The organism is Pyxidicoccus sp. M6, from assembly GCF_055568925.1.
Map to the genome: position 1 here is coordinate 10,507,017 of NZ_CM145714.1, position 23,442 is coordinate 10,530,458.

Genomic DNA, 23,442 nt, shown 5'->3' on the forward strand with positions numbered 1-23,442 from the left:
GAAACCCGGAACTTCCGCCCCTGCCGGAACGCCGAGAATACGTCACAACCGCGCTGGCACCGCGTATCTGGCCACCTGGCACCCGCCGTGAAGCCCGGGGGGTGGCGGGCCCTGGGTGAAACATGTCTCACCCGGGGTGCCGCGCTCCTCTGGACGACCCTCGGGAGGGAGCAGGCCGGCTCGCGCGAGGGCCCCGGTCCTTGCACATCGGACGCCTCGTCCCGAACTCAGTCGGGGGACCGGCTCCGAGAGATGGGCCGGTGTGCGGCGGCGCGACCGACCCCTCGGTCCTCCGCACGCCGGCCACTTGAGGAGGGACACATATGGCAACCCGCGACAACGAAACGGTCGTCAGGGACTTCTACCGGGCCTTCAACGAGAAGAACCTGGAGCTCATCCACACCCTGGCGCATCCGGATGCCATCGTGCAGAGCATTCCCTTCGACGAGACGGAGGTGTTCCTCGACCACTGCGAGAGCTGGGCGACCGCCATCCCGGACGGACAGGTGGACCTCACCAGCCTCATCGTCCAGGGAGACCGCGTCGTCGCCGAGTTCACCGGTCGGGGCACCCACGCGGGTCCCTTCAGGGGACCGGGCGGCGCGATGATTCCCGCTTCGAACAGTCCCCTCGAATTGCGCTTCATCGAGGTCTTCGAGCTGCGCGACGGAAAGATTGCGGAGATGCGCCAGTACTACGACGCTCTCAGCCTCATGACCCAACTGGGCGTCGGCACCCAGGCTGACATGGAGCGCGAGGTGGGAACGCCCATGCCCGACGCCCGGCACTGACGCCCACGCACACAGCGATACATGTAGACACTGGACGCGACGTGCGCGTCGGGATTCGTGTGGTTTGACACGAGCGGGCCAATCGCTCGCGGACTCCCGCAGCGGCGGCTCGCCGGAAAGCCGCACGCGCTCCTGAATGGGATTGCCTGGCGTTTCTCGCCACTCCCCACCGGGTTACATCAGTACAGGAGCTGTATCATCCGGCCCCAGAAATTCTGGGCGGCTGGACTTTGCCGCATTCACTGCGGCACGATTCCCTGGCAACCCCGCCCGCAGGGAGTGCCCATGGACCGAAGGCCCATCACCGCCGCGGCATTCGCTTCGACGCTTCTCGGATTCAGGGCTGGCTCCCGCAGGTGTACGCCACGTGGTAGCCGCGTCCGTCCGTTCCCCAATGCAACACACTGAAGTGCCGTCTGTAGAACCCGCACCGAGAAGAGGAACAATCATGAAGAAGACGCTGGGTCTCACGGGCCTGATGGTGGCCCTGCTGTCGGGTTGTGGTCCGGAGACCGTGGAGAAGCAGCCGCCCGCCGACATCCAGGCGGGACAACAGGAGGCTGCGATTGGCCCGAACCAGAACTGGCTCACCACGTACTACTCGGACGCCGCGAAGACGAAGGTCGTCGGCTTCTACGACCATTGCCCTCCGGGCTCCAGTGGGGGGACCACGTCCAACTACTACACGAACACCGTCATCACGTGCGTCGGGGGAAACACCGTCGCACCCTGAGTGACGGCGCTCGGCACCGGCGCGCCGTGCACAACGCGCGACGGTGCCTGTGAGCACTGTCACCTCGTGTCGCGCAAGGGCGATGCGGCGGCCCTGCCCCCAGGGCCGCCGTCCCCGCTGCCCCACCCAGGTCACGTCGAGCGGCTCGAGCACCGCGCCGAAGAACCTCTTCTCGGAGCTGGAAGTCATGCCTCAGCGACCGACCAGCGCCTGGAGGTGCGGGGGATACCGGTCCCCCTGCACCGTGATGTTGGCGAGGGCGGCACCGATGTCGCGGAGCTCGGCGGGCGTCAGCTCGACGGCCGCCGCTCCGACGTTCTCCTCCAGGCGATGCAGCTTCGTGGTCCCCGGGATGGGGACCAGCCACGGCTTCTGGGCCAGCAGCCAGGCGAGCGCGAGCTGGGCACGTGTCGCCTTCTTCCGCTCCGCGATTTCGCCGAGCAGGTCCACCATGCCCTGGTTCGCCTTTCGGGCCTCCGGCGAGAAGCGCGGGACGATGTTGCGGAAGTCCTTGCTGTCGAACGCCGTGGTCTCGGTGATGGCGCCCGTGAGGAAGCCCTTTCCGAGGGGCGAGAAGGGCACGAAGCCGATGCCGAGCTCCTCCAGCGTCGGCAGGATTTCCTTCTCGGGCTCCCGCCACCACAGCGAGTATTCGCTCTGGAGGGCGGCGACCGGCTGGACCGCGTGCGCACGCCGGATTGTCTGCACGCCGGCTTCGGACAGGCCGAAGTGCTTCACCTTGCCCTGCTGAATCAGCTCCTTCACCGTGCCCGCCACGTCCTCGATGGGCACGTTCGGGTCGACGCGGTGCTGATAGAAGAGGTCGATACGGTCCGTCTTGAGCCGCTTGAGCGAGGCCTCGGCCACCTTCCTGATGTTCTCGGGACGGCTGTTCAGCCCGCTCTGGGCGCCGCTGGCGTCGAAGCCGAAACCGAACTTGGTGGCGATGACCACCTGGTCCCGGAGCGGAGCCAGGGCCTCGCCCACGAGCTCTTCGTTCTTGAACGGGCCGTATACCTCGGCGGTGTCGAAGAAGGTGACGCCGCGCTCGACGGCCGCCCGGATGAGCTTGATGCCCTCCTGCGTATCCGTGGCCGGTCCATAGCCATGGCTCAGTCCCATGCAGCCCAAGCCGATGGCCGAGACTTCCAGTCCACTGTTTCCGAGTCTGCGCTTCTGCATCGCTTCTTCTCCTGGATGCCCCCCGGCGGGCCGGGCGGGATTTGCAGCAACATGGATAGAGGTAGCCCCCGGCCCCGTCGGGGACCAGTCGCTCGGAGACAATGGGCTTTGAAGCCAGGCTTGGTAATGAGTCGCAGCCCTCGAAGGGACTCTCGCGATGAAGACGGCACTCCTCCCTCAGCTCCAGATGTTCCTCGCCGTGGCGCGCCTGCGCAGCTTCAGCGCGGCGGCGCGCGAGTTCGGCATCTCCGCCTCCGCGGTGAGTCAGGCAGTGCGGCAGTTGGAGGAGCACCTGCGCGTGGTGCTGCTGACGCGCACGACGCGCAGCGTGTCGCTGACGGATGCGGGGAGGCGTCTCGTGGAGGGCGCGGGGCCGGCCCTGGGACAGGCGCTCGCCGCACTCACCGAGGTTGGCGCTCAGCCGGGAGAGGTCGTGGGCCGGCTGCGGCTATCGGTACCCCGGGCGTCGGTGCCCTTCGTCATCGCCCCGGTGCTTCCCGCCTTCCGCGCGCGCCACCCGCGCGTGGAGGTGGAGGTCGTCGTCGAGGACCGCTTCGTGGACATCGTGGCCGAGGGCTACGACGCGGGCGTGCGACTGAGCGAGGCCATCGAGCGCGACATGGTGCAGGTGCGCCTCACCGACGCGTTCCGCTTCGTGGTGGTGGCCGCGCCCGACTACCTCGCGCGACACGGCACGCCCGAGCGCCCCGAGGACCTGCTGCGCCACGAGTGCATCACCTTCCGCTTGCAAGCCACCGGGACCCTCTACGCGTGGGAGCTGGAGCGCGGCCGCAGGACGTGGCGCGTGCCAGTGCGCGGGGGCGTCGTCACCAATGACAGCGCGCTGAGTCTGACCCTGGCGGAGCAGGGCGTGGGGCTGGCCTACGCCTTCGAGCCGGCGGTGCAGGAGCGGCTCCGCACCGGGAAGCTCCAGCGGGTGCTCGAGCCCTACGCGCCGACAGTCCCGGGCTTCTTCCTCTACTACCCCAGCCGCGCCCAGCGCTCCGAGCCGCTGCGCCTCTTCGTCGAGACGGCTCGGGAGATGGTCGCGAAGTCGATGTGAAGGTGCGGCCCGAGCAGCCCCGCGGCGCCAATCCGTCCTCCCGGCCCGTGCACCCGAGCCTCGGGCCGTCAGCAGGCGTTCGCCGTCACACGGTCCCCAGACCCCGCCGTCGGATATGCCCCGGCCTCGCGGCGAGCATAGGGTGCCATGCTGAGCTTCGGGTGTGCGCGCATCGACGCGCACGCCGTCATCCGCTCGGCAAGGCGTGAAGGCTCCCCGGCGGAGTGGCGGCAAAGGCACACCTGCCCTGAAGCGCACCCATGAAGCCATCGCCCTGGGAACCTCCGACGACGTTTGACGAGTACCAACTCCTGCGACTGCTCGGCAGCGGCGCCATGGGCAAGGTCTACCTCGCCCGGGACACGCTGCTCGACCGGCTGGTGGCGGTGAAGTTCATCGCCAGCCTGGTGCCCAGTGAAGCCCAGCGCGAGCGCTTCCGCACGGAGGCCCGCGCCATTGCCCGCGTGCAGCACCCCAACGTGGTGCACATCTACCGCGTGGGTGAGGTGCAGCGCCGCCCGTATCTGGTCTCGGAGCTCCTGCGCGGCGAGAGCCTGGACCAGCTCCCCAAGCCCCAGCCCTGGAGATTCGTCCTCGAGCTCGCCCTCGGCCTCGCGCGGGGACTGGCGGCGGCGCACCGTCGCGGCGTGCTGCATCGGGACCTGAAGCCCGCCAATGCCATGTTGACCGAGGAGGGGCAGCTCAAGCTGCTCGACTTCGGTGTGGCCAAGCTCCTGGACCTGGCGAGCGGCATGCCCGAGCAGAAGCTGACACTCCCCAGGCGCGAGGGCCGCCTCACTCCGCCGTGTCCTGACGAAGACACGGTGGACCTCCCCCGGACCTCCGGCGCGGCTCAGCCATTCTTGTCTGGAGACCTCCCCAGGCCCGCCGCGACAGGGATGGTCGGAACACCGCTCTACAGGGCCCCCGAGGTGTGGCGCGGAGAGCCCGCGACCGCGCTGAGTGACCTCTACTCGCTCGGGGTACTGCTCTATGAGCTGTGCAGCGGGAGCACACCGCATCGGGCCCACGACAGCCAGTCGCTGCGAGAAGCCGTGGAGCGGCAGCCGTTCTCCCCCCTGGCGCAGGTGGCTCCGGAGGTGGAGCCAGCAATTGCCTCCATCATCTCCCGGTGCCTGGCACGAGAGCCTGGTGAACGCTTTGCATCGGCCGAGGCGCTGTGTGAAGCCCTGGAGGCACTTGAGCAACGTTTCCTGGCGCGCGCCCGCCCGCCCTCGCGAGTGACTCCGAAGCCCTTCTCCGAGCTCGTGTTGAACCCGCCGGTGCTCGCGGGACGGGAGCGCGAGTGGGCATTGATGGAGGCGGCCTGGGAGGCCGGGCAGGGCATCGTCCTGTGTGGCGAGCCCGGCGTGGGCAAGACACGCCTGATGAAGGAGTTCCTTTCCTCCAAGGGACGTCCCCTCTACTTCTCAGGCCGTCCGGGAGACCGCTCCGTGCCTTATGGAACGCACGCACGCACCTTCCGTGAGCTCTTGAAGGAATTGGAGCGGCAAGGGGTGACGCCTCCTCCGTGGGTGCTGCGCGAGCTGACCCGGCTGATTCCCGGGCCTGGCGAGCCACCCGCGCCCATGAGTGGCGAAGAGGATCGCCTGCGCTTCTACCAGGCCAAGGCAGAGCTGCACCGGATGGCCCTTCAGCGGGGCTACGACTCGATGGGCTACGACGACGTGCAGTACGTCGACGATGCCAGTGCCCGGGCCGCCCACTACATCCTCGGGCAGTTGCTGGCCGAGCCCCACGTCCCGCTGCACAGCGTGCACTGCTACCGGAAGGGAGAGCTGCAGGCAGACGTCGAGACCGTCGTTCAGCAGAGCGTGTCCGAGGGGCAAGCCATCCTCGTGGAGCTGGGCCCGCTGGACACCGAGGGCGTGAAGAGCCTGCTCGCCAACCTGGGCATGCCGGGGTTGGAGGGGCTCGCCGAACAGGTTGCCCGCTACACCCTGGGCAACCCGCTCTTCGTGCTCGAGACCCTCAAGCACCTGCTGGAGACGGATGGGCTGAAGCATGGCTTGCCCAAGCATCTGCCTCCGCCCGGCAAGGTGGGGCTCATCATCCACAGCCGCCTCCGTCGGCTGTCCACCCCCGCGCTGCAGCTGGCCCGGTTGCTGGGCGTGCTGCGCGGAGACTTCTCGCTGGAACTGGCGTCGGTGGTGCTCGGAGCAGAGCTGGCCGGGCTCCTCGAGCAGTGGACCGAGCTCGAGGCGGCGCAGGTCGTGCACGGCGCGGAGTTCACCCATGACATCTTGGGAGAGACGGTGGTGGCCACCATGCCGCCACCGGTGAAGACGGTGCTGCACCGGAAGGCGGCCGAAGCACTCGCCTCACGGGGGGCGCCTGCCGCCCGCGTCGCCGAGCATTGGCTCCAGGCTGGAGACCCTGGACGCGCAGCGCCCGCCCTGCTGCAAGCCGCAGAGGACTCCCGCTCGTCCCTCCTCGAAGAGGCCGCCGGCTTCTACTCGCGAGCAGCCGTGGCCTTCCAGTCCCAGGGCGATGAAGCGAAGGCTCGGGAAGCGCTCAGGGCGCGCCAGCAGGTGCTCGACGGAAAGTGAGGTGGGACTCTGGAGTGAAGTCGTCCCATCACGAGCGCTTTCGCCGAGGACCGCTGTGCAGCGGAAGTATCGGCTCGACCAGGGTTGCCAGGGCGTCCACGAAGAGCCGGACCTTTGCCGGAAGATTCACCCGGCTCGGATAGACGACGTGGATGGCCCGCAGCGCCGCGGGCCTGGGGCCGAAGAGGACCTTCAGCCGGCCGTCACGGACTGCATCCCGGCAGAGGATGGCCGGGACGCGCGCGATGCCGACCCCGGCGATTGCCGCCTCGCACGCGAGTTCGAGGTCGTTCACCGTCAGGACCGGGTCGATTCGAAACTTCACCCCCTCGGCCACCCACGTCTCGAACGCACTGACGCCAATGCAGCGCGCGGAGTGGAGCTCCCGGGCGCTCGGCGTGCCGTACTTCGACAAGTAGTGGGGGCTCGCCACGAAATGGACCGGCCCCTCGCCGAGCTTTCGCGCCACGAGCGACGAGTCGTCGAGCGGGCCGATGTGAATCGCGACATCCAGCCCCTCTTCGATGAGGTGGACACGGCGGTCCGCCAGCACCAACTCCACCTGCGCCTGGGGATGAAGGGCGAGGTACTTCGAAACCACGGGCGCCAGGTATCGCCGGCCGTAGAACGTCGGCGAGGAGACTCGCAGGAGGCCGGTCGGCTCCGCCTGCCGGTTCTGGACCTCACTGTTCGCCTCGTCGATTTGCGCGGCGATGGCGGCGCAGCGCTCGTAGTACGTCGCTCCGGTCCCGGTGACCCGCACGCGCCGCGTCGTTCGTTCGAGCAGCCGCACCCCGAGCCGCTCCTCCAGATTGCGGATGCGCTCGCTGACGGTCTGCTTGGTGATGCCGAGCTGGCGCGCCGCCCGGGTGAAGCTCTCCGCTCGAACGACCGCGACGAAGAGCAGCATGTCGGCTGGTGAAATCATGACCGTCAAGTCTAGCCTGACAATGAGTTCGCCTGTGGCTGCATTGTCAGGACGCCCTGGCCGCCGCATGTTTGTCGCCTCCCGCAATCGCAATCTTCAGGAGCGCCACACATGAAGCTCTACTTTGCCCCCAGAACCCGAGCGGTCCGTCCCCGATGGCTGCTGGAGGAGCTCGGAGTGCCGTACGAACTGGTCAGGCTCGACCTCGCCCGACAGGAGAACCTCACCCCTGAATACCTGGCAGTGAGTCCGCTGGGCGACGTCCCCGCCCTGGTGGATGGAGATGTCACGCTGCTCGAGTCCCTGGCCATCTGCCTGTACCTGGCCGACCGGTTCCCGGAGAAGCACCTGGCGCCGCCGTTGGGTTCCGCGGAGCGCGGCCCGTATTACCAATGGATGGCCTTCGCGGAGGTGAGCCTCGACCCCGTGGTGGTGGAGCTCTACAGGCACGCTCAGTTGCCCGAGGAGCAGAAGGCCAGCGCGAGCTCGAATGAAGCGCTCGCGAAGCTGAGGCCCCGCCTCAAGGCCTTGCTCGACACCCTCGACGTGGGCCTCGGCGGCCGTGAATACCTCGTGGGAGGGACATTCACCGCCGCCGATGTGGTGATGGCATCAATCCTCCACCTGGCACACACGCTGAAGCTGCTCGACGGGCATCCGCGGCTGTTCGAGTACACCCTGCGCCACGCTCAACGCCCGGCGGTGAGACGGGCCGTCTTGGGGTGAGACGCGTTGCATGCGGCACCCGCCGCTTGTCAGGGACTGGCGCATGCCGCCCGCTTCAGAACATGTCCCGGATGGACGGCTGCGGCCCGGAGAACAGGGCCACCGCCGCGCGCACGGTGGCGTCATCCGCCTCCAGCATCCCCGCCATCCGCAGCGCCTCCGCGGAGTGGAAGCCCGTGTAGAGCGGAGACAACCCGCGCACGTGCAGGCGCAGACTGCCATCCCCTCCCCGCCGCACACGCGCCGCGCCGTCCGACACCTCCAGCACGTAGCGCCCGCGGTTCTCCGGGAACAGGTCGTCCTCCACCTCCAGGTGCAGGGCCCCGGACAGCCCGGGCGGCCAGCCGCGCGCCTCCAGCGCCTTCGCCACGTCCAGCACCCGCACCATCCAGTACATGTCCAGCTTCACCGTGTACGTCTGCTCGAGCACGTGCAGGAGCAGCGGGTCATCCGCACCGCCGAACCAGTACGCCTCGCCCACCAGCGAGCGATGGTCCCCGAGGAAGCTCAGGATGCGCCGCGCCGCCGCGGGCGTGTTCGCCACCACGTCCGACAGGAAGAGCTCCTGCTTCCACCCCGCGAGAGACTTGCGCACCACGAACAGGTGCCCCTCCACACCGGAAGCGCCCTCGACGAGGTACCCGGTCGCCGCCCCATCTCTCGGCGCGTACACGCGGTTCCACACGTACGGCCCACGCGCCAGCCAGCCCTGCCGCCCCTGCGCCGCACGCTGGTAGCACGCGGCGACGGAGGCCTCGTCCTTCGCCTCCACCGGCCGCAGCGTCAGGGTGCGCTCGCTCACGTTCAGCATGGGCACCTGCAACCGCACCTCGTACCGCGCGCCCGCGTGCTCGTAGCCCACGCGCCGGTACAGCGGCTGCGTCGCGGGATACAGCGCGGACAGCGGCGCGCCCGAGTCCCTCGCTTCACGCAGCAGGCTCTGCATCAACCGCGTGGCGGTGCCTCGGCCCCGGTGCACCGGAGACACACCCACGCCACCCACGCCGATGATGGGCACATTCCGTCCGCCGTACCACTGCCCCATCGGAATGGACACCAGCGTCCCCGCGACGCGCCCTCCCTCGCGAAGCAGCCGCAGGCCCGACGCGCCCACGCGTTGGGTCCACGTCGCCGCCGCTGCCGGCGCCATGGCATACGACTGCGTCATGATGTCCGCGGCGGCCGCCAGCTCCTGCTCATCCCTCGGTGACCCGTACTCTCCAGATGTCGTGTCCACGTGCGTCCCCTCCCGATGCGCGCTGCCCGTACCTGCAATGGCGTAGCATGCTCAGGACGGCAGGGTCAGCCTGTCGAGGAGCAACCCGAAGAAGTCACCTTCGCCACGAAACACCCAGCCCAGGTGCGTGCGACACGCGGCGCAGTGCGCCACCTGCCACGCGAATCCGGGGAACCAGGTAGCCTCCATCGTGGGGAAGCCGTCCGCGGTGCAGCCCTCCGCCTGGGCGAAGCACCCGAAGTGGAAGACGATGCCGAAGGGGTTGACGCGCGTGTGCGAGTGCCGGCCGTTGAACGGTATGCGGTGGCGCTCGCGTGTCACGACGTTCCCACAGCGCGCGCAGCACAGCGGCGCCGCGGGCTCGCGCGTCTCCAGCGACTCCTCGGCCTTGGACTCCGGAGCTCCGGGCTCACTCCCGGACGCCGTGCCCTTGAGGAGCCGTGCTGCCCCGTGTCCGGCCGCCTGCATCATCCCCTCCGTGCCCATGCGTCTCAGGTAGCCCCTGGGCGCGCCGGGCACCAGGGCTCACGGCGCCATGCGCTGAATCTTCGCGTAGAAGGACGACGCGAACAGGTAGGCGAACGTCGCGTCGCCGAACCCCAGGAGGTCGCCGTCGCGCACGTGCGCCTCGCCGCCCGACGGCAATTCCTTCGCGTTGATGAAGGTGCCGTTGCTCGACTTCAGGTCCACCACTGTGCAGCCCACGGAGGGGCCGTGCCAGTGGAGCTCCGCATGGCGCTTGGACACGGAGGGCTCGTTCACCACCAGGTCGCAGTCCGGCTGCCGGCCCACGGTGAGCACGTCCTGCCCCTCCACGGGAGGAAGCGTGGCCACGGTGAGCGCGTCGAAGTGCAGCCAGAGGGCCACCTGCTGGCGCTCCAGGCTGGGGATGTCGCGCGCCATCGTCGTGCGGGCCGCGCCCATCTTCAGCGCGAGCTGCGCCATCACCGGACTGGGCGGCCGCTGTACCAGCACGAAAGGCCCTACCTGCTTGCAGAAGAACGGCTCCGTCAGCCGCCTGCTCAGCGCTCGCAACTCCTGGACCGTCAGCATTGCCCTGCTCCCCCACCCGTGATGTGCGGCCGGCATCCTACCCGGCGGCCTGCGCCTCGTCGCGCGTCATCAGGATGTGGCGGTATGGCACCACGCGCAGCAATTCCGCCAGCGTCGTCGTGCGCGCGGCCACCTTGTCCAGCGCGTCCTGCACCAGCGTGCGCATGCCACGCCGCCGTGCATGCCGGCGCAGCTCCACCGCGGGCGCGCCGCGCGCAATCAGGTCCTGGAGGTCCGGGTCCACCATCAGCAGCTCGAAGATGCCCAGGCGTCCCTTGTAGCCGGTGTGGTGGCACGCCTCGCAGCCCCGCCCCGCGTGCGGTTGGATTCCCTTCAGCAGCGGGCCGAGCAGCGACTCCTGTTCCGCCGTGGGCTGCACGGGCTCCACGCACTTCTCGCAGACGCGGCGAACCAGCCGCTGCGCCAGCACCGCGAGCAGCGAGTCGCTGATGTCCACGTCGTCCAGCTTCAGCCCGCGCAGCCGCGCCACCGAGCCCACCGCGTCCGCGGTGTGCAACGTGCCCAGCACCACGTGGCCGGTGGCCGCCGCGTTGAGGGCCATGCTGCCCGTCTCCAAATCACGCACCTCGCCCACCAGCATGACGTTGGGGTCCTGGCGGAGCATGGCGCGCAGCAGCGTGGCGTGTGGCATCTGCGCCGTCACCTGCTTCTGGTTCACCTTGGGGACGTAGTACTCGATGGGGTCCTCGGCGGTGATGATCTTCCTCCGGCCGTCATTGAGCCGGGCCAGCGCCGAGTACAGCGTCGTCGTCTTGCCGCTGCCCGTGGGCCCGGTGACGAGCACCAGCCCCTCCGGGTTGCACAGCAGCTGCAGGAAGAGCGTCTGCATCTCCGGGGACATGCCCAGCTTCTCCACCGGCACCAGGCCCACGCTGGAGTCGAGGATGCGGATGACCACGTCCTCGCCCACGGGGCTGGGCACCACGCTGACGCGGAAGTCCACCAGCTTGCGTCCCTCGGAGCCCTCCAACAGCGCGCGGAAGCGGCCGTCCTGCGGGCGCCGCCGCTCGGTGATGTCCAGCCCGGCGAGCAGCTTGATGCGGCTGACCACCTCCGGCAGCGAGCGCGGGTCGATGTCCGTGTACGACTGGTGGAGGATGCCGTCGATGCGGTAGCGCAGGTCCACGTCGTCGAAGTAGCCCTCCACGTGGATGTCGCTGGCCTTGAGCTCCACGGCGGTGGCGAGCACGTGGTCCAGCAGCTCCACGGGCGACGGGGCCGCGGACAGCGGCACGCGCGCCTTCAGCGAGAGGTCCGCGGTGACGCGAGGCCCGGCGCCGAAGCCCACCTCCAGCGCGGACTCCACCTCGTAGTGGTTGAGGCGCACGGGCTTCAGCGGGCGGCGCAGGAAGTCGCTGATGAGCTCGAGGACGACGCGGTTGTCCGGCTGGACCATGCCCACCGTCACCGACGCGTCCTCCGCGGCCGGGTCCACGCGGCCCAGCACCGCCACCTTGTTGCGGCGGCAGAAGGACTCCGGGAGCAGTCGGAGCGAGGGACGGTCCAACGTGAATTGGGAGAGCTCTGAGAAGGAAGGGACGTCCGCCATGTGGACCCTGGATTATCAGCCCGGGCCGCGCATGGGCTACGGGGGACCGGCCCTCCGCCTCATCGCTTCGCAGGCATGCCTCATGCCACCCGCGCTCCCGGCGTGTCCGAGCCCGCCTGCTCGTGACTGAATGCTACCGCGGGCCGGGAACCAGGCGGCCCCGGCCCCTCGCGAAAGCGCGCCGCCTGCTATCCTCGGGGTCCATGAAGCGCCCCTCCGAGCCCGACGCGCCGGCCATGCCGTCACTGCTCGTCTTCGCCATCGCGGTGCTCGTCTTCGGCTCCCCACTGCGACGGCTGTGGCTGGCGGAGGGCGCGCCCGGCTGGCTGCCCTTCCTCGTGTGGCTGGGCGTCATCGGCCTGGGCTTCTGGGCGGCGCACCGGAGCGGTGGACATGACGCTTGAGCTGGGCTCGCTCGTCGCCGCGTCCGTCGCGTACCTGCTGGTGCTGTTCCTGGTGGCCTACGCAGCCGAGCGCGGCCGCATCTCCGCGCGCATCACCCAGCACCCGTTGGTGTACTCGCTGGCGCTGGGTGTGTACGCCACGTCGTGGTCCTACTTCGGCAGCGTGGGGTACGCGGCGCGGCACGGCTTCCGCTACCTGGGCATCTACCTGGGCGTCACGCTGGCGTGCCTGCTCATGCCCGTGCTGTGGCGCCCGCTGCTGCGGCTGACACGCGAGCTGCAGCTCACCTCCCTGGCAGACGTGCTCGCCTTCCGCTACCCGGGCCAGTCCACCGGCACGGCGGTGACGCTGTTCATGCTGGCCGGCAGCCTGCCGTACCTCGCGCTGCAGGTGCGCGCCGTCGTCGAGTCCGCGAAGGTGCTCAGCCCCTCCGCGTCGCCCACGCTGGTGGGCCTGGGCTTCTGCGCGGTGCTCATCGGCTTCTCCGTCCTCTTCGGCGCGCGGCACCTCACGCCCCGCGAGCGCCACGAGGGCCTGATGCTGGCCATCGCCTTCGAGTCCCTGGTGAAGGCGGTGGCGCTGGTGGCGGTGGGCCTGTGGGCGGTGTCCTCGGTGTTCGGCGGCGTGGATGGCTTCCTCGCGTGGCTGGATGCACACCCGGAGGCGGTGGACGGCCTGCAGCGTCCGGCGCGAGACGCGTCGTGGGCACCGCTGCTGGCGCTGTCCTGCGCGGCGGCCTTCCTCACGCCCCGCAGCTACCACGTGGCCTTCACCGAGGCCCCGGAGCGCGACGCGCTGTCCACCGCGACGTGGGCCTTCCCGCTGGTGCTGCTGGTGATGAACCTGATGGTGCCGGTGGTGCTGTGGAGCGGCGACGCGCTGGGGCTGCCCTGGCCCGCGGACTTCCACGTGCTCGCGGTGCCGGCGTCGCGCGGAGCCACGGTGCTGGCGCTGCTCGCCTTCATCGGCGGAGTGTCCGCGTCGAGCGCCATGGTCATCGTCACCACGCTGGCGCTGGCGCCCATGTGCCTCACGCACCTGGTGCTGCCGCTGGGTTACGCGCGCGGCCAGCCGCACCTGTACGGCTGGCTCCTGTGGGCGCGGCGGCTGCTCATCGCCCTCATCATCCTCGCGGGCTACGGCTTCTACCGGCTGCTGGACACGCGCGGCACGGGGCTGGTGGACCTGGGGCTGGTGTCCTTCGTCGCGGTGGCGCAGTTCGCGCCGGGCGTGCTGGGGCTCCTCTTCTGGAAGCGCGGCACGCGGGCGGGACTGCTCGCGGGCCTGGGCGTGGGCGCGGTCATGTGGGCGGTGACGCTGGTGGTGCCGCTGTGGGCCTCGCCCGGCGTGGTGGCGTGGACGCGGCGGGTGGCGGTGCTGCTCGGCTTCCCTTCGGACGAGCCGTGGGGCTTCTCCACCTTCGCGTCGCTGACGCTCAACGTGCTGGCCTTCGTGGCGGTGTCGCTGGCCACGCGGCAGTCCACGCGCGAGGCGGAGGCCGCGAGGGCCTGCACGCGCGAGGCGCCGGGGCTGGCCTCGGGCGAGGTCGCCGCGGGCTCACCGGAGGAGTTCCGCCGGAGCCTCGTGCCGCTGCTGGGCGAGGAGGCCGCGGCGGCGGAGGTGGACCGGGCCCTGGCCGCGCTGGGGCTGCCTCCGGACGAGCGCCGGCCCGCGGAATTGCGCCGCCTGCGTGACGGCGTGGAGCGAAATCTCTCGGGCCTCATCGGCCCGGTGCTGGCGCGGCTGACGGTGGAGGAGGCGCTGCGGCTGGAGCCTGGGGCGCGCACCGCGCTGGCGGAGCAACTGCGCTTCGTGGAGGAGCGGCTGCGGGACGCGCGAGGCATGCAGGGCGGCACCGTCCATGCGCTGGAGTCGGTGCGGCGCTACCTGCGGCGCGTCCTGGAGGAGCTGCCGCTGGGCGTGTGCGCGGTGGGGCCGGACGGCGAGGTGGTCATCTGGAACGCGACGCTGGAGCGGATGTCCGGCGTGGAGGCGGGCGCGGTGCGCGGGCACCTGCTCGCGGCGCTGCCGGAGCCCTGGGGTGTGCTGCTGTCCGGCTTCGCGGCCGGCGCGGAGGAGGACACGGAGACGCGCGTCACCGTGGGCGGAGGCGAGCGCGTGCTGCGGCTGCACCGCTCGCTGTCCGCCGCGGGAGAGCGCGGCACCGCGTCCGAGGGCATGGCGCTGCTGGTGGAGGACCTGACGGAGCGCAAGGCGGTGGACGCGCGGCTGGCGCACCAGGACCGGCTGGCCTCGCTGGGCCGGGTGGCGGCGGGAGTGGCGCACGAGATTGGCAATCCCCTGACGGCGATTGCGAGCCTCGCGCAGAACCTCAAGTACGAGTTGGACGACGCGGAGGCGGTGCGCGAGCGCGTGGGGCTCATCCTCCAGCAGTGCCGCCGCATCGACGCGATTGTGCGGGCCCTGGTGGGCTTCAGCCACGCGGGGACGGTGGGCGGAGAGGCACGCCCTTTCATGCGAGTCGCCGTGGGCCCCCTGCTGACGGAGTCGGTGCAGCTCGCGAGGCTGGCACGGGGTTCGAGGAAGGACCGCGGGCTGCGCTTCGAGCACCGCTGCCCGGAGGGGCTGGAGGTGATGGGCGACGCGCAGCGCTTGGAGCAGGTGCTGGTGAATCTGCTGACGAACGCCATCGACGCCTCGCCCGACGGGGCGGTGGTGGAGCTGGAGGCGGAGGCGAGCGAGGGAGACGTCCACCTGAGGGTGCTGGACCGGGGACCTGGCGTCCCGCGCGAGCTGGCACAGCGCATCTTCGAGCCGTTCTTCACGACCAAGCAGCCAGGCGAGGGGACGGGATTGGGGCTGGCGCTGGTGGCGGGAATCGTGAGGGAGCACGGAGGCGTGATGCAGGTGGACAGCCGCCCCGGGGGAGGCACTAGCGTGACGGTGAGCCTGCCGGAGCCGCGCCAGACGGAGCAGGGAGTCCGCACCGGACGGGGAGCCCTGGCATGAGTCGCATCCTGGTCATCGAGGACGAGCCCATCATCCGCACGGAGCTGCGCCGCCTGCTGGTGCGCGCGGGGCACGACGTGTCCGAGGCGGGCAGCGTGCACGAGGCCTCGACGGACTACGAGCTGGACTCGTTCGACCTGGTGCTTTCGGACCTGCGGCTGCCGGGAGCTGCGGGGACGGATGTGATTGCGCTGTGTCCGGGCGTGCCGGTGCTCATCATGACGAGCTACGCCACGGTGAAGTCCGCCGTGGACGCGATGAAGCTGGGCGCGGTGGACTACATCGCGAAGCCGTTCGACCACGACGAGCTGCTGATGCAGGTGGAGCGGGTGCTGCGCGAGGGGAAGCTGGCGCGGCAGAACGCGGCGCTGAAGCGCGAGGTGGAGCAGGCGCACCCCGTGAGCGGAATGGTCGGGAGCTGCCTGGCCATGCGCGAGGTCTTCGAGCGCGTGCGCAAGGTGGCGCCCTCCCCCGCCACCGTGCTGGTGCTGGGCGAGTCCGGTACGGGCAAGGAGCTGGTGGCGCGGGCCATCCACGCGCAGAGCCCGAGGACGGACGGGCCGCTCGTCGCGGTGAACTGCGCGGCGATTCCGGAGGGGCTGCTCGAGAGCGAGCTGTTCGGCCACGAGAAGGGAGCCTTCACGGGAGCCCAGGCCGCGCACGCGGGCCTCGTGGAAGCGGCGCACGGAGGCACGCTCTTCCTCGACGAGATTGGCGAATTGCCCGCGCCCGCGCAGGCCCGGCTCCTGCGCATGTTGCAGGACGGCGAGGTGCGCCGGGTGGGCTCGACACGGCCTCGCCGCGTGGACGTGCGCATCGTCGCGGCGACCCATCGGGACTTGCCGCGCCGCGTGCAGGAGGGACTGTTCCGCCAGGACCTCTACTTCAGGCTGCGCGTGGTGGAGATACGGCTGCCACCGCTGAGGGAGCGCGGAGAGGACATCACCGCGTTGGCGAAGCACCTGCTGGAGAAGGTGTGCCGTCAGCTCGGCAAGCCCGTCGCGACGTTCTCCACGGAAGCGATGATGGCGATGACGTCACATCCCTGGCCGGGCAACGTGCGCGAGCTGGAGAATGCGATTGAGCGCGCCATCATCCTCGCGGACGGCCCGGTGGTGACACCGGACCTGCTGGCGCTGGAGCCGCCGGGAGGCGCCGAGGCGGTAGCGCTCGACCTTGGCGAGCCAGGTGCCGAGGAGGCGGGAGACTCGCCGGACTCGATGGAGGAGTACTTCCGCCGCTTCGTACTGGAGAACCAGGACCACATGGGCGAGACGGAATTGGCGAAGCGCCTGGGCATCAGCCGCAAGGCGCTGTGGGAAAAGCGCCAGAAGCTCGGCATCCCACGCACGCGGGCCTGACACCGGCCTCGTCTCCCGGCCAGCTCGCCGGGCAGGGCGACAGCATCGGCTACTCGTCAAGACGTGCGCTTCGCCAGCGCACGGGCAGCACTCAATGTGCAAGCTCGCACGTGCTCGCCATGCCTCCACCTCCGACTCCCGACTTCCGGCAACTCTTCGAGAAGAGCCCGGACGCGTACCTCGTCGTCGCGCCGGACGCGGACTTCACCATCATCGCGGTGAGCGACGCCTACCTGCGCGCCACCCAGACGACCCGCGAGGACATCCTCGGCCGCCCCCTCTTCGAGGTGTTCCCCGACAACCCGACGGACCCGAATGCCACGGGCGCGCGCAACCTGCGCGCCTCGCTGGAGCGCGCCCTGGCCACTCGCGCGCCGGACACCATGTCCGTGCAGAAGTACGACATCCGCCGTCCCGAGGCCGGAGGAGGCGGCTTCGAGGAGCGCTATTGGAGTCCCGTCAACACGCCCGTCCTGTCCGCCGAGGGCGAGGTGCGCTACCTGCTGCACCGGGTGCAGGACGTAACGGACTTCATCCACCTGTCGCGCAGTCGCGACGCGTCCCTGACGCTGGCCACCCAGGCGCGCGAGGAGACCGCGCGTCAGCGGGAATGGCTCCACACGGTCTTCATGCAGGCGCCGACGGGCATCGCCATCTTCCAGGGCCCCCGCTACATCATCGAGCTGGCCAATCCCCAGGTGTGCCGCCTCTGGGGCCGCCGTCCCGAGCAGGTGCTGGGCAGGCCCCTCTTCGAGGCCCTGCCCGAGGCCGTGGGCCAGGGCTTCGAGGAGCTGCTGAACGGGGTGCTCGCCACCGGCAAGCCCTATGTCGGCAGGGAGCAGCCCGCGAGGCTGGCGCGCCTGGATGGCGGGGGCCTGGAAGACGTGTACTTCGACTTCGTGTACGAGCCCCTCCGCGACGCCCGGGGACGGGCGGAGGCCGTCATCGCCGTCGCCTCGGACGTGACGGAGCGGGTGCGCTCTCGCCAGCGGAGGGACGCGCTCGCCGCGGAGCGGCTGCGCCTGGCCACCGAGGCCCTGGAGCTGGGAACGTGGGAGATGGACGTCACGACGGGCGCGCTGGTGTGGGACGGACGAACGCGTCTGCTCTTCGGGCTGCCAGCGGATGCTCCCGTGGACTACCCTCTCTTCCTCTCGCGCGTGCATCCCGAGGAGCGCGAGCGCGTCGACCGCCTCGTCCAGCAGGCGCTGGCGCCTGGCGGTACCGGGACCTTCTCCACCGACTACCGCATCATTCCGCTCGCGGGTGCGCAGGAGCGGTGGGTCTACTCGCAGGGCCGCACCCACGCAGACGCCTCGGGGCGCCCCATCCGCTTCCTGGGCACGGCGCTCGACATCACCGAGCGCAAGCGCACCGCGGAGGAGCTCACCCGCGGCGCGGCCACCCTCCAGGCCATCCTCCAGGCCATCCCGGATGCCCTCTACGTGGGCGATGCCACCGGCATCAAGCTGGCCAACGCCCCGGCGCTGGAGATGCTCGGCTTCACGTCCCTGGAGGAGCTGAACCAGAACATCGCCACCCTGGGGGAGCGGCTGCGGAACCAGTCCATGGAAGATGGCCACCGCCTCACGCCCGAGGAGGAGCCCTTCATGCGGGCCATCCACGGGCAGGCGGTCACCCAGGAGGTCCGCTCACGCCACCTGCAGACGGGCCGGGACGTGGTGGTGCGCTGCGCCGCCGCCCCCGTACGCATCGGGGATGACATCGTCGGGGCGGTCGCCGTCAACACCGACATCACCGAGCGCAAGCGCATCGAGGAGGAGCTGCGGCAGACGGCGTGGTTCCGCGAGCGCCTCCTCGGCATCGTCTCGCATGACCTGCGCAACCCCCTCAATGCCATCCTCCTGTCCGCCGACGCGCTGATGCGCTCGGAGTGCGCCGTCCCGCGCCACCTGAAGGCCGCGCGCCGTATCGCCCTCAGCGCCGAGCGCATGGAGCGGCTGGTCTCCGACCTGCTCGACTTCACGCGCGGGCGGCTGGGGGGTGGCATCCCCATCAGCACCCGCCCGGCCAACCTGCGCTCCCTCTGCCAGCAGGTGCAGGAGGAGCTGGAGGTGGGCCATCCCCAACGGGAGCTCCGGCTGAGCGTCCGGGGAGAGCGCTTCCAGGGCGTATGGGACGCCGACCGGCTCACGCAGCTCCTCGGGAACCTGGGCAAGAACGCGCTGGACTACAGCCCCGTGGACAGTCCCGTCGAGTTCGTGCTGCACGACGAGGGAGCGCACGTGTGCGTGGAGGTCCACAACGCGGGCCCACCGGTTCCGGCGGACCTGCTCCCGCACCTGTTCGAGCCCTTCCGGCGGGCGACGGACCAGGGCCATCCGACTTCCGGTCTGGGGCTGGGCCTCTTCATCGTCCAGCAGATTGCCCGCGCGCACGGAGGCCACGTCGAGGTGCGCTCCAACGAGGCGGAGGGGACCACGTTCACCGTGTGGCTGCCGCGCTCCGCCCCAATCTCGCGAGGCTGAGGCCGCACGAGTGACGGAAGGAGCTCCAGCCACGCGGCGGCCGCTCCGTCCTGCGTCCTGAAACAGCCGCGGTCCTGTGTCTCGGATTGACGCTCGGCGGAGCCGAAGGAGCAGCGCGCGGAGTCACTTCGCCCTGGAGTCCAGGCCGAGTGTCAGGGACCCGAGGGTTCCACCCCTGGATAGACCGGTATGTCCGGGCAGCTCGTTAGCAAGGCTCCACCACATCCCGGGGGGACGTCATGGCAGAGAAATCCTTCGCAGTCGGTGAGCCCAGACCAGGCAGCGCCGAGGCAATCACATCCATTCCTCAACAAGACACCAACAGTCGCCTGCTCTTCCTCACGGGCGCGCTGCCGTTGGTGGTGCTCGCCACGTCGTGGTTCGTGGCTCCCGGCTGGAGCTACGTCGCCACCACCGGCGCGCTCGCGATGTTCCTCCTCGTGCTCGGCCAGGCCATCTCCGGGACGCCCTTCGGCGTGCTCATCAACGAGCGCAACCTGATGAGCCTCTCGCGCGTGCAGGCCGCCCTCTGGACGGTGGTCGTCATGGGCGGCTACCTCACCATGGCCATCTCGCGCGTGAAGGCCGGCACGGCGGACGCCGTGGACATCGGAATCCCCCAGGAGCTGTGGCTGGCCATGGGCATCTCCACCACGTCCCTGCTCGGCACGCCGCTCATCCTCGGCGCCAAGCGCGCACGGAAACCGGACGACAAGCTGATGCAGAACACGTCCACCCAGCTCAACGAGTCCAAGGACGACCTCGCCCAGACGAGCCAGGGCACGCTCTACGCGAACAAGAGCCTTCAGGACGCCCGCGTCTCGGACCTCTTCCAGGGTGACGAGGTCGGCAACACCGCCCACGTCGACCTCGCCAAGGTGCAGATGTTCTATTTCACGCTCATCGCCGCGGTGAGCTACTTCATGGACGTCGCCGCCTCCGTCATGGCCGGCAAGACGGGCGGCCTGCCGCCCCTGTCCCAGGGCTTCGTCGCGCTCCTCGCCATCAGCCACGGCGGCTACCTGCTGGGCAAGGCGAACGACCACTCCAACTCCAAGCCCGCCTGACGCCACAATGCGTGCCTGACGCACCGCGCCTGCCTCCAAAGGCAGGCGCGTGCTCACGTTACGACGCATTGCATGAATCGTTACCGCGGTAACGCCCACGTCACCTTCCGTAACATCCTGACGCACCGGGCCAACCTGTAAGGTCCTGAAACTCCGGGTAGCGAGCGTTGGCAGAGGCATTGCTCATGCGGCGGGCATGCGCCCTGCCCCCTCACGCCTGCTGTCGCTCCTGGCCTTCATGGTCCTGCTGCCCGCCGGCCCCGCGGCCGCGGGCAAGATTCAAATCAACGACGAGGCGGTGCTGAACATCAGCCTCCTCCTCCAGCCGCAGTTCCAGCTCATCAAGGACGGCGCCCCCGTGGGCGACGTGGGCACGGACCTCTACCTGCGGCGGACGCGGCTGCTCGTCTACGGCAGCGTCACCAAGCACCTGTCCTTCTTCTTCGAGACGGACCAGCCCAACTTCGGCAAGGACGGCAACTTCGACGTCGCCTTCTACGTGCAGGACGCGTTCGCCTCCTACGAGGTCGCGGACAAGCTCTTCGTGGACGCGGGCTTCCTCATCGCCCCGCTGTCGCGCCACAACCTGCAGGGCGCGATTGCACTCAACACGGTGGACTACCACTCCAACGTCATCCGCTTCACGCCGGGCGTCGGGAAGGTGTGGCGCGACGTGGGCGTGCAATTGCGCGGCTTCGCGGGGCCGCTCGGCTTCCGCGCCGCCATCCTCAACGGCGCCGAGGGCAAGAAGACGACCGACGGCGTCAACGTCAACCCGGATGACCTGCCGCGCGGCGTGGCCAGCGTCCGGTACAACTTCCTCACCCGCGAGGAGGACCTCTTCTTCCAGGGCATCTACTTCGACGACAAGCCGCGCCTGTCCGTGGGCGTGGGCGCCGACTACCAGCCCTCCGCCGTGGCCACCGCCACCGGCGTCCACGACTCGGCCAACTTCGCCACCGACGTCTTCCTCGACCTGCCGCTGGCCGGGGACCAGGCCGTCGTCTTCAACACCGGCGTCTACCACTACCGCCAGGGCTTCGACGCGCCCCAGAGCGGCACCGGCTTCTTCTCCGAGGTCGGCTACCGCATCGGCCAGTGGGAGCCCGTCGTCTCCGGCGAGTACTTCAACTCGCGCGTGGTCAACCAGGACGTCCTCGTGTTGAGGCCGGGCTTCAACATCTGGTTCCAGAAGCACACCCTCAACCTCAAGTCGGAGGTCGCCATCTCCAAGGCGGGCGACATCTCCGAGGCCGACACCGGCATCACCGGCACGGCCCAGCTCCAGCTCTTCTACTGACTCTTGTCGCCCCAAGGATGCCCCGCAATGACCTCGACCCAGGACGCGTTCATCCCCCCGAAGGAGCAGTTCAGCCGGACCTCCCACGTGAAGAGCCTGGAGGACTACCAGCGCCTCTACAAGCAGAGCCTGGAGCAGCCCGAGGCCTTCTGGGGCGAGATGGCCCAGCAGCTCACCTGGTTCCACAAGCCCGACACCGTGCTGGACGTGGACGCCGAGGCGGTGGACTTCTCGTGGTTCGCCGGCGGCAAGCTCAACGTCGCCTTCAACTGCGTGGACCGTCACGCCAAGAGCCGCCCTGGTAAGCCCGCCATCATCTGGGCGAAGAACGAGCCCGGCGAGTACCAGGTCATCACCTTCCGCGACTTGCAGCACCACGTGGGCCGCGTGGCCAACGTGCTGAAGGCCCACGGCGTGCGCAAGGGCGACCGCGTCTGCATCTACCTGCCCATGGTGCCGGAGCTGGCCTACACCATGCTCGCCTGCGCGCGCATCGGCGCGGTGCACTCGGTGGTGTTCGCCGGCTTCTCGTCCGAGTCGCTGCGCGAGCGCATCCTCGACTCGGGCGCGAAGGTGCTCGTCACCGCCAACGAGGGCCCGCGCGGCCCCAAGTTCGTCCCCACCAAGGCCATCGCCGACGAGGCGGTGGAGGGCCTCACCCAGGTGGAGTCCATCCTCGTCGTGCGCCGCACGTCGAAGGAAGTCCCCATGCGCATGGGCCGCGACTACTGGCTGGACGTGGAGATGTCCAGGCACCGCGGCACCTGTCCCGCCGAGTGGATGGACGCGGAGGACCCGCTGTTCATCCTCTACACCTCCGGCTCCACCGGGAAGCCCAAGGGCGTGCTGCACACCACCGGTGGCTATCTCACGTACGCGGCCACCACGTTCCGCTACATCTTCGACATCCAGCCGGACGACGTGCACTTCTGCGCCGCCGACCTGGGCTGGGTGACGGGCCACAGCTACATCCTCTACGGGCCGCTGGCGACGGGCACCACCACCGTCATGTTCGAGTCCACGCCCACGTACCCCAACGCGAGCCGGCTCTGGCAGGTGGTGGACGACCTCAAGGCCACCATCCTCTACACCGCGCCCACCGCGCTGCGCGCCCTCATCAAGGAGGGCGACGGCTTCGTGAAGAAGTCCTCGCGCAAGACGCTGCGCCTGTTGGGCTCGGTGGGCGAGCCCATCAACCCCGAGGTGTGGCGCTGGTACCACGACGTGGTGGGCGAGGGCCGCTGCCCCGTGGTGGACACGTGGTGGCAGACGGAGACGGGCGGCATCCTCATCGCCCCGCTGCCGGGCGCCACGCCGTGCAAGCCGGGCTCGGCCACCCTGCCCTTCTTCGGCGTGGAGCCGGTGCTGGTGGATGACGAGGGCCGCATCATCGAGGGCAACGGCGTCACCGGGAACCTGTGCCTGGCGCGCTCGTGGCCGGGGCAGGCGCGCACGCTGTACGGCCACCACCAGCGCTTCGTGGAGACGTACTACTCGCGCTTCCCCTCGCTGTACTTCACGGGCGACGGCTGCCGCCGCGACGAGGACGGCTACTACTGGATTACGGGCCGCGTGGACGACGTGCTCAACGTGTCCGGCCACCGCCTGGGCACCGCTGAAGTCGAGAGCGCGCTGGTGGCCCACGAGTCCGTCGCCGAGGCCGCCGTGGTGGGCTTCCCGCACGACTTGAAGGGCACGGGCGTCTGCGCCTTCGTCACCATGAAGCCGGACTGGGCGGAGGCCTCACAGGAGCAGATGGTGGGCGCGCTCAAGGAGCAGGTGCGGCACGTCATCGGCCCCATCGCCACGCCGGACCGTGTGGTGCTGGTCAATGGCCTGCCCAAGACGCGCTCCGGCAAGATTCTGCGGCGCATGCTGCGCAAGATTGCCTCCGGCGAGACGGACAACCTGGGTGACGCCACCACCCTGGCGGACCCCGCCGTGCTCGATGAACTGCTCGCCAAGGGCATGCCCCCGCAGGCCAAGCGATGAGAGGA

The 23,442-nt window shown here is 69.7% G+C and carries 18 protein-coding genes; 12 read left to right on the forward strand and 6 right to left on the reverse strand.

Features of this window, described 5'->3' with window-relative positions; all coding sequences use genetic code 11:
- Nucleotides 1-323: 323 nt before the first annotated feature.
- Together ACVTJA_RS41040 and ACVTJA_RS41045 are read left to right on the forward strand one after the other, a co-directional pair.
- Entirely contained in the window at nt 324-791 is a 468-nt protein-coding gene (locus ACVTJA_RS41040; RefSeq protein ID WP_465828744.1) for an ester cyclase, read from the forward strand.
- A 448-nt stretch (nt 792-1,239) separates the two neighbouring features.
- Nucleotides 1,240-1,524, forward strand: coding sequence for a hypothetical protein (locus tag ACVTJA_RS41045; protein WP_465828746.1), 285 nt, complete (start codon nt 1,240-1,242; stop codon nt 1,522-1,524).
- A gap of 192 nt (nt 1,525-1,716) precedes the next feature.
- On the opposite strand, the gene ACVTJA_RS41050 is transcribed toward ACVTJA_RS41045, so the two are convergent.
- Nucleotides 1,717-2,706, reverse strand: a complete 990-nt coding sequence (locus ACVTJA_RS41050; protein WP_465828748.1) for an aldo/keto reductase — start codon at nt 2,704-2,706, stop codon at nt 1,717-1,719.
- Between the two features lie 157 nt (nt 2,707-2,863).
- Here ACVTJA_RS41050 and ACVTJA_RS41055 point away from each other — a divergent pair, with 157 nt between their 5' ends.
- Nucleotides 2,864-3,769: a LysR family transcriptional regulator gene (locus ACVTJA_RS41055; RefSeq protein WP_465828749.1), complete on the forward strand. Its 906-nt coding sequence runs from the start codon at nt 2,864-2,866 to the stop codon at nt 3,767-3,769.
- A 260-nt stretch (nt 3,770-4,029) separates the two neighbouring features.
- Nucleotides 4,030-6,339 carry a serine/threonine-protein kinase gene (locus ACVTJA_RS41060; protein ID WP_465828751.1) on the forward strand — a complete coding sequence of 770 codons (2,310 nt, stop codon included), beginning with the start codon at nt 4,030-4,032 and terminating at the stop codon, nt 6,337-6,339.
- A 28-nt stretch (nt 6,340-6,367) separates the two neighbouring features.
- Here ACVTJA_RS41060 and ACVTJA_RS41065 read toward each other — a convergent pair whose 3' ends face one another.
- A complete protein-coding gene (locus ACVTJA_RS41065; protein WP_465828753.1) occupies nt 6,368-7,249 on the reverse strand; it encodes a LysR family transcriptional regulator in 882 nt (293 codons plus the stop codon).
- Nucleotides 7,250-7,378: 129 nt separating this feature from the next.
- On the opposite strand from ACVTJA_RS41065, the gene ACVTJA_RS41070 reads away from it, so the two are divergent.
- Nucleotides 7,379-7,993 carry a glutathione S-transferase family protein gene (locus ACVTJA_RS41070; RefSeq protein WP_465828754.1) on the forward strand — a complete coding sequence of 205 codons (615 nt, stop codon included), beginning with the start codon at nt 7,379-7,381 and terminating at the stop codon, nt 7,991-7,993.
- Between the two features lie 55 nt (nt 7,994-8,048).
- Here ACVTJA_RS41070 and ACVTJA_RS41075 read toward each other — a convergent pair whose 3' ends face one another.
- From ACVTJA_RS41075 to ACVTJA_RS41090, 4 genes are read right to left on the reverse strand one after another with little or no spacing between them, the layout of a single operon-like run.
- On the reverse strand, nt 8,049-9,230 hold the full coding sequence (locus ACVTJA_RS41075; RefSeq protein ID WP_465828756.1) for a GNAT family N-acetyltransferase: 1,182 nt from the start codon (nt 9,228-9,230) through the stop codon (nt 8,049-8,051).
- A 51-nt stretch (nt 9,231-9,281) separates the two neighbouring features.
- On the reverse strand, nt 9,282-9,716 hold the full coding sequence (locus ACVTJA_RS41080; RefSeq protein ID WP_465828758.1) for a cereblon family protein: 435 nt from the start codon (nt 9,714-9,716) through the stop codon (nt 9,282-9,284).
- A 39-nt stretch (nt 9,717-9,755) separates the two neighbouring features.
- Nucleotides 9,756-10,283, reverse strand: coding sequence for an FHA domain-containing protein (locus tag ACVTJA_RS41085; protein WP_465828760.1), 528 nt, complete (start codon nt 10,281-10,283; stop codon nt 9,756-9,758).
- 37 nt (nt 10,284-10,320) lie between these two features.
- Nucleotides 10,321-11,853, reverse strand: coding sequence for a GspE/PulE family protein (locus ACVTJA_RS41090; RefSeq protein WP_465828762.1), 1,533 nt, complete (start codon nt 11,851-11,853; stop codon nt 10,321-10,323).
- Nucleotides 11,854-12,056: 203 nt separating this feature from the next.
- Here ACVTJA_RS41090 and ACVTJA_RS41095 point away from each other — a divergent pair, with 203 nt between their 5' ends.
- The 7 genes from ACVTJA_RS41095 to acs all read left to right on the forward strand — a co-directional run bounded on the left by ACVTJA_RS41095 (nt 12,057) and on the right by acs (nt 23,437).
- Nucleotides 12,057-12,257, forward strand: a complete 201-nt coding sequence (locus ACVTJA_RS41095; RefSeq protein ID WP_465828764.1) for a hypothetical protein — start codon at nt 12,057-12,059, stop codon at nt 12,255-12,257.
- Nucleotides 12,247-15,228: an ATP-binding protein gene (locus ACVTJA_RS41100; RefSeq protein WP_465828765.1), complete on the forward strand. Its 2,982-nt coding sequence runs from the start codon at nt 12,247-12,249 to the stop codon at nt 15,226-15,228. The genes ACVTJA_RS41095 and ACVTJA_RS41100 overlap by 11 nt, the downstream gene beginning before the upstream one ends.
- The gene (locus ACVTJA_RS41105) at nt 15,225-16,589 is read left to right on the forward strand and encodes a sigma-54-dependent transcriptional regulator (protein WP_465828767.1); all 1,365 of its coding nucleotides are present in this window, start codon (nt 15,225-15,227) and stop codon (nt 16,587-16,589) included. The genes ACVTJA_RS41100 and ACVTJA_RS41105 overlap by 4 nt, the downstream gene beginning before the upstream one ends.
- A 119-nt stretch (nt 16,590-16,708) precedes the next feature.
- On the forward strand, nt 16,709-19,078 hold the full coding sequence (locus ACVTJA_RS41110; protein WP_465828770.1) for a PAS domain-containing sensor histidine kinase: 2,370 nt from the start codon (nt 16,709-16,711) through the stop codon (nt 19,076-19,078).
- A 239-nt stretch (nt 19,079-19,317) separates the two neighbouring features.
- Nucleotides 19,318-20,145 (forward strand): hypothetical protein, encoded by an 828-nt coding sequence (locus ACVTJA_RS41115; protein WP_465828773.1) that lies wholly within the window; start codon nt 19,318-19,320, stop codon nt 20,143-20,145.
- A gap of 196 nt (nt 20,146-20,341) precedes the next feature.
- Nucleotides 20,342-21,445: a hypothetical protein gene (locus ACVTJA_RS41120; RefSeq protein ID WP_465828775.1), complete on the forward strand. Its 1,104-nt coding sequence runs from the start codon at nt 20,342-20,344 to the stop codon at nt 21,443-21,445.
- 27 nt (nt 21,446-21,472) lie between these two features.
- Nucleotides 21,473-23,437, forward strand: a complete 1,965-nt coding sequence (gene acs / locus ACVTJA_RS41125; RefSeq protein WP_465828777.1) for an acetate--CoA ligase — start codon at nt 21,473-21,475, stop codon at nt 23,435-23,437.
- The last annotated feature ends 5 nt before the right edge of the window (nt 23,438-23,442 follow it).

What these genes read in the sequence shown, in the direction of transcription:
- ACVTJA_RS41040 (WP_465828744.1), top strand. Translation starts at nt 324, where the DNA reads ATGGCAACCCGCGACAACGAAACGGTCGTCAGGGACTTCTACCGGGCC.
- ACVTJA_RS41045 (WP_465828746.1), top strand. Translation starts at nt 1,240, where the DNA reads ATGAAGAAGACGCTGGGTCTCACGGGCCTGATGGTGGCCCTGCTGTCG.
- ACVTJA_RS41050 (WP_465828748.1), bottom strand. Translation starts at nt 2,706, where the DNA reads ATGCAGAAGCGCAGACTCGGAAACAGTGGACTGGAAGTCTCGGCCATC.
- ACVTJA_RS41055 (WP_465828749.1), top strand. Translation starts at nt 2,864, where the DNA reads ATGAAGACGGCACTCCTCCCTCAGCTCCAGATGTTCCTCGCCGTGGCG.
- ACVTJA_RS41060 (WP_465828751.1), top strand. Translation starts at nt 4,030, where the DNA reads ATGAAGCCATCGCCCTGGGAACCTCCGACGACGTTTGACGAGTACCAA.
- ACVTJA_RS41065 (WP_465828753.1), bottom strand. Translation starts at nt 7,249, where the DNA reads ATGCTGCTCTTCGTCGCGGTCGTTCGAGCGGAGAGCTTCACCCGGGCG.
- ACVTJA_RS41070 (WP_465828754.1), top strand. Translation starts at nt 7,379, where the DNA reads ATGAAGCTCTACTTTGCCCCCAGAACCCGAGCGGTCCGTCCCCGATGG.
- ACVTJA_RS41080 (WP_465828758.1), bottom strand. Translation starts at nt 9,716, where the DNA reads ATGGGCACGGAGGGGATGATGCAGGCGGCCGGACACGGGGCAGCACGG.
- ACVTJA_RS41085 (WP_465828760.1), bottom strand. Translation starts at nt 10,283, where the DNA reads ATGCTGACGGTCCAGGAGTTGCGAGCGCTGAGCAGGCGGCTGACGGAG.
- ACVTJA_RS41090 (WP_465828762.1), bottom strand. Translation starts at nt 11,853, where the DNA reads ATGGCGGACGTCCCTTCCTTCTCAGAGCTCTCCCAATTCACGTTGGAC.
- ACVTJA_RS41095 (WP_465828764.1), top strand. Translation starts at nt 12,057, where the DNA reads ATGAAGCGCCCCTCCGAGCCCGACGCGCCGGCCATGCCGTCACTGCTC.
- ACVTJA_RS41100 (WP_465828765.1), top strand. Translation starts at nt 12,247, where the DNA reads ATGACGCTTGAGCTGGGCTCGCTCGTCGCCGCGTCCGTCGCGTACCTG.
- ACVTJA_RS41105 (WP_465828767.1), top strand. Translation starts at nt 15,225, where the DNA reads ATGAGTCGCATCCTGGTCATCGAGGACGAGCCCATCATCCGCACGGAG.
- ACVTJA_RS41110 (WP_465828770.1), top strand. Translation starts at nt 16,709, where the DNA reads ATGCCTCCACCTCCGACTCCCGACTTCCGGCAACTCTTCGAGAAGAGC.
- ACVTJA_RS41115 (WP_465828773.1), top strand. Translation starts at nt 19,318, where the DNA reads ATGGCAGAGAAATCCTTCGCAGTCGGTGAGCCCAGACCAGGCAGCGCC.
- ACVTJA_RS41120 (WP_465828775.1), top strand. Translation starts at nt 20,342, where the DNA reads ATGCGCCCTGCCCCCTCACGCCTGCTGTCGCTCCTGGCCTTCATGGTC.
- acs (WP_465828777.1), top strand. Translation starts at nt 21,473, where the DNA reads ATGACCTCGACCCAGGACGCGTTCATCCCCCCGAAGGAGCAGTTCAGC.